Genomic DNA, 5,457 nt, shown 5'->3' on the forward strand with positions numbered 1-5,457 from the left:
CCTAATGTTTGGCAGTGGATACATTTCCGCTACGCAGATATAGCTAGTTTATCAGATCATTATAATTGAGGGGAATCATGGCATATCCATCCGCGCAGCAAGGTATTCGAGACATCCGGGGCACCAAGGTACAGGCATCTGAGGCGCAGGCATCACATCGGAAAGATGGGCCATCTGCACCACGCCAAGGGCACCCGATCTATCGCATCCAGCAACACCTTGCATCACTGGCACCTCCAAAAAAAGAAGTTGAGCGCACAAGTCTCTTTGTCGCTATTGGTCTGGATGCCAATGAACCAGGGCATCGGCGTATTGCAGAAACGGTGCAATCCCTCGGCCCACACACCCCCTACCACGAATCGCTTTGGCGCGTGAACAGTTTACACGGATTGGATAAAGCGTTCAAACAAATCAATACCAGCATGATCGATCGTCGCATCGACGGTACAGCAGGATTGCTCATGATTGATCCAAATGCCGGCTACGTAAAGTGGCACCTGCGCCGGCCAATCTCGGAAATGCTAAAAGGCTGCTGGCACCTGAATAACAACCTGTTCATTTCTTTTACGCTACAAAATCCTGCAGCAAATTATGACAGGGTGATGGCTGATGTGCAGGCACTGGGGCTTTCTGCGCCTATTGGCAAATCGATTTGGTACGCCAGCTCTTCGTATTCATCCAAAGAGGCATTTCGAATTTTGATCAGCAGCATGGATGCCGGTGATGAACTGGTAGTTTTTGACGAGCACGGCACCATGGCGCTTTGGCACGATGGCCATAGCCAGGCTGCGCAGGCTTACCGGCAGCAGATGGCCGGCTACCACCCTAAAGCCGCCTGAGGCCGCTGCCCTCAAGCCCGAGCTGAAGCTGGATTTAAGGAAAGCGAACGGAGTAAAGGCAACATAATCCTGATTGTTGTCCCCTTGCCTTTTTCGCTTTGCACCTCAATGCTCCCATCCATCATTTCGATAACACGCTTGCAAACCGTCATACCAAGCCCTAACCCCTCATAGCGCCTGTTCATGCCTTTGCTTTCTTGCTCAAACTTGGCAAACAGGTGCTGCGAAACAAAGATAGCACTCATCCCAATCCCTGTATCTTCAACCTCAATAACAACCTGACAGTTCGGGTCATCTACTTCGTACAAACGCACTACAATTTCGCCCTGTTGTGTAAATTTAACGGCATTGCTAATCACGTTTTCCAATACTTGCTTGAGAAATGCTGTACGCCCCATCACGAAGTAGGCAGTATCTTGCGACACCATTTTAATTTGCAATCCTTTCTCCATTGCACCGGCGCTGTAGTGGGCAAGAACGGGTTCGAGAACCGTATGCAATGCAACTTCTTCGTGCTCATACTCGATCGTTGCAATTTCATGTTTGGTCATTTCCAACATGTTCGAAACTGTGTGCAATAGCCGCCGGCTCGACAATTTTAGCATCTGGACGAACTCGTCGTCTCCTCCCTTTTCATCCTCCAAAAAATCAGCAACACCAAGAATCCCATTTACAGGTGTCCTGAGTTCGTGGCTCATCATCGACAGGAAATAATCGCGCGCCTCTAATGCCTTGCTTTCTCGTTCTTGTGCATCCGCAAGCGCAGCTTCTGCGCGGATACGCGAGGTGATGTCTGTAATACGTACCATAATGCGTGGCATCGCGTCGTATTGCAGATGGGAATAGGCCGCATTTCCCCAAAAAACATCGCCGGAGGCACGAAGAAACGCACTGTTTTCCTCGCGCACTTCCCATGTGGTTGAATAAAAATCAGGACCAGCCGGCGTTTCCCAAAGCGCCTCCAGCGGCTTGCCGAGCAAAGTTGCCTTGTCGTCGACCTCAAACAACGTTACAGCGCGATCGTTACACATTTCAATTGAAAACGTATACGGGTTTAGTAGTAAAATGGCATCAACGCTGTTCTCAAAAACAGCACGTAATTCTCGCTGTGCCCGAAATATAATGTCATCAACTTGCCTCTGAGATAAGGCTTTGAAGTAATAAATGGCGAGAATTATCGCACAACACATCAAGAGGAAGTTTATGATATACGTCATCCGTAAACTAACCTGTTGCTGGGAGACAAGCCCCGCAGTATCAACGTATTCGATAGCGACAAAACCTACCAGCACCAGCGTTAAACAAGTACCCAGGCTCCCATATTGCTTTATATCAAAGACGCAAAACGCCAACAACAAGATCACAATTAGTGTCAGATGCTCTCCGCTCTCGAATGGGCTAAAAATACTCATGCAAATCACCATCCCTAGCCCACCCAGTACAAGGGCAAATCTTGCAAACTGGTAGTAGCCCTTCGCATTTAAGAAGGGAATCATAATAAAAAAGAGGGTAAACGGAATCTGTAGAAGCGCAAGTTGGTGCGCGCCAAGCGTCCACAAGTACGCCCCAAAAGGTAGCGCAGGCGCTGCGATAGGAAACATGATCAGGTTCGAAAAACGCACCCGTTTGGCTTCGGCCGACGGCATAGCGTCCTGTACGCCAATCTCTCTGATTCTACGCCAGAATTGAATAATTATATGACGAGTAGACATCCAACAACACAACTTGACTCACCACAAAACCCATAAGCAGAAATGCCAGAAGAAACAGGTGACAATATAAGCTCCGCATCAAATAGCGGGAATAGCTAACTGTAGCCTGCAATGGGCTGAAATGGTATGACTGGAAGGGTACATGCGTGAACCGCATGCGTGTGCTTGCTAAGCGTGGATTAGAGTATTATTAACTAAAGAGAGGTGGATTGGTTCTTACCTATTTGATGAACAACATCTGTTTGGATAACCTTGTTGTTGGGGTAGCTAATTCATAGAGATACGCACCACTGGCCAACCCTTCAGCATCAAACACAACTTCATGGGTACCCGCCGGTAGCCGCTGGTCAACCAGCGTTTTTACGCGCCTCCCCTGCATATCGTATACGGTAAGTTGAACGTCTCCCGCTTCCGGCAACTGGTAAACAATTGTTGTCACCGGATTAAAAGGATTGGGATAATTGGAAGCAAGCTGCACTTCGACTTGCAGGATAGAGATATCTACAGCCTCACTATATTCGAACGTGCCATCGAAGTCTACCTGACGCAAACGATAGGTCACCCTATCAGCCAGGTCCGGGATGGTCAGGTCGGTGTAACTGTAGTGCTGTTTTTCTAGTGTTGTGCCCTGGCCGGAAACAAAATCCAGGGTAAACCAGCCTTCCGCCTGTAGCCGTTCGACATAGAAACCAGCGTTGTTCGTTTCAGAAGCCGTCGTCCAGGTGAGCTGTACCGTATTGCCATCAACAAGCCCGCTGAAGGCAGTCAGGGTTACAGGTAACGGTTCCATTGCGATAATCCAGTCACGGATCAGCGCAACTGCATCCGCATCCAGCCTGTCTTTTGCCAGCGGCGGCATTGCGGTTGACGTTCCCAATTGCTGTAACCGTTGAAAGAGGATAGACTTTTCGGGATCTCCGGGCACAATTACTTTTGCATCAGCAATGCCCAGGTCTTCGATTACTGCGCCATCAATAAGGCCATTTTCTTCCATGCCGATGTTGAGTCGAAGATCAAAAGTTGACCGCGGCCCGCCATCTGGCCTATGACAGCCAGCACAGTTTGCATCGAGGTATGCCCTTGCGCGTTCCTCGACCGCGATAGATTCGTCTGCAATATTGTGTGATGTTAATACAGTCGACAAGCTGGCAAGATCTACTACAGGATCAAAAATACCAATATGATTCAGGCTTTCAATCTGATTGCCTGCCAGCCCGGTTGACGGGTAAGTAATTGTGCTGTTCAGCTGCCTCGTCTTGGGGCCCAACACGCGCCCTGCTGCGCTGGTGTGACAAACAAAGCAGTCACTTCTGCTCGGATACAACCACGTTTGCTCACGCGTCGCGCCATCGGCCTCCGTTATGGTAAACGTCTCTTCAAGGGACGCTTCGAGTAACGATGCATCTGTGCCGGCATCATTCCAGCGATAAGTGAACGCATAAAACTGCCCAGCTTCCCCATGCACAAGAAATCGCGTCTCCAGGCGCCGGCGCTCAGATGGGTTACGTTCATCCAGTGCTAATTCAAAATGCTTGATAAATACGGAGCCGACCGGAAAGCCCCATTCCTCTTCTTCGCTATAAATGATTTGCTCACCGACACTATCATGTGTCCCATCATTAGGGATAGCCATCCAGCGCAGCTTCGCCGCACCGTCTGACCAGAGCGGCGCTATTACTTTGTAAGGAATGACGCCCTGCAAGGGTGTTAGCATTGCCAGATCTGTAAACACGCCAGTCTCTGAAAGCAACGTAGGGAGTTCCAGCTCCTGGCTATCTGCACCAGGTACAAGCTTGTAAACCGGATGCCAGCCTTGCACGCCAACGTACAGTTCACCTGCTGCGTCTTCGCCAAATGTAATTGGGTTGTGAGGTAATGAAAGTACTTCAGTTTTCACCGATGACGTGCCAGCTGCGACGTTGAGTGCCCATACTTTTTTGCTACAATAGTCAGTTAGCAAGTACTGCCCGGTGAGGGCCGGCAGTTTGTTGCCACGGTAGACATAACCGCCGATGATGCTGCAGCCATCTCCGGATGTGTGCTGATACTCGTGTATCGGATCAGTCAGCGTGCCTGCCAGGTTATCCGGCTCGGCCATGAGGTCTGGGCGATCCTGGGTGCCTTCGCGAAAGGGCCACCCAAAGTTTGCTCCTTTTGCCAGCACATTGACTTCTTCGCGTTTGTCCCCCGAGTTTGCACCGACATTTCCGATGTAGATGATACCCGTTGCCCGGTCTTTTGTCATTCGGTGCGGATTGCGGGAGCCGAGCGCATAGTACTCTTCGAAAAGTCCGCCGGCTTCGTCGAGAAACGGATTATCACTCGGAATGAAGTAGCCCACACCGGAAAATCCTTGCGCAACATCTCCTAGCGTTCTTCGGGGGGCGTGACTCACCGCTCCCCCCTGCATATCAACATCAAGGCGCAGCACGCCCCCAGAGAGTCGGTCCGTGATATTTTGTGATTGCGTCATCCATCCCAGGTCGCCGATGGCGAGATACAGGAATCCGTCATCGCCAAACAACATCCCGCCCCCTCTGTGCATCATGTCGCCGAGTTGCTGCTCAAACATGATGAGTTCACTGCCAACATTCCCTGTTGCGCTGCCCGAAAAACGTGACAGGCGGAGAAAATCGCCTTCTTCACGTTGGTGTGTGTAATAGAGGTAGAAATAGGTACTATTGGGAGAGCCGACCTGATTGTATTCCGGATGAAAAGCAAAACCAAGCAAACCAGAATCCTGACCACTGAGCACCTGGCTTCCGATATCCATAAACAGCGATTTGCTTTCCAGCCCCTCATCGCTGGCAGTTAACGTAAAGATGCGGCCGCTTTGCTCAGCAACAAACACGCGGGTCCCAAGCGGCTCAGGTGTAATGGCGAGCGCAGAATTGATGAAGTCTTCA

3 protein-coding genes are annotated in these 5,457 nt (G+C 50.3%); 1 reads left to right on the plus strand and 2 read right to left on the minus strand.

Features of this window, described 5'->3' with window-relative positions:
• Positions 1 to 77: 77 nt before the first annotated feature.
• Positions 78 to 839, plus strand: coding sequence for a hypothetical protein (locus AAF564_25735; protein ID MEM8488973.1), 762 nt, complete (start codon positions 78 to 80; stop codon positions 837 to 839).
• Positions 840 to 850: 11 nt separating this feature from the next.
• On the opposite strand, the gene AAF564_25740 is transcribed toward AAF564_25735, so the two are convergent.
• Together AAF564_25740 and AAF564_25745 are read right to left on the minus strand one after the other, a co-directional pair.
• Positions 851 to 2,551, minus strand: coding sequence for a PAS domain-containing sensor histidine kinase (locus tag AAF564_25740; protein MEM8488974.1), 1,701 nt, complete (start codon positions 2,549 to 2,551; stop codon positions 851 to 853).
• A 220-nt stretch (positions 2,552 to 2,771) separates the two neighbouring features.
• A partial coding sequence (locus AAF564_25745) for a PQQ-dependent sugar dehydrogenase (GenBank protein ID MEM8488975.1) occupies positions 2,772 to 5,457 on the minus strand: 2,686 nt, incomplete at its 5' end.

It is taken from the genome of Bacteroidota bacterium (assembly GCA_039111535.1).
Taxonomy (GTDB): Bacteria; Bacteroidota; Rhodothermia; order Rhodothermales; family JAHQVL01; genus JBCCIM01.

What these genes read in the sequence shown, in the direction of transcription:
- AAF564_25735 (MEM8488973.1), top strand. Translation starts at nt 78, where the DNA reads ATGGCATATCCATCCGCGCAGCAAGGTATTCGAGACATCCGGGGCACC.
- AAF564_25740 (MEM8488974.1), bottom strand. Translation starts at nt 2,551, where the DNA reads ATGTCTACTCGTCATATAATTATTCAATTCTGGCGTAGAATCAGAGAG.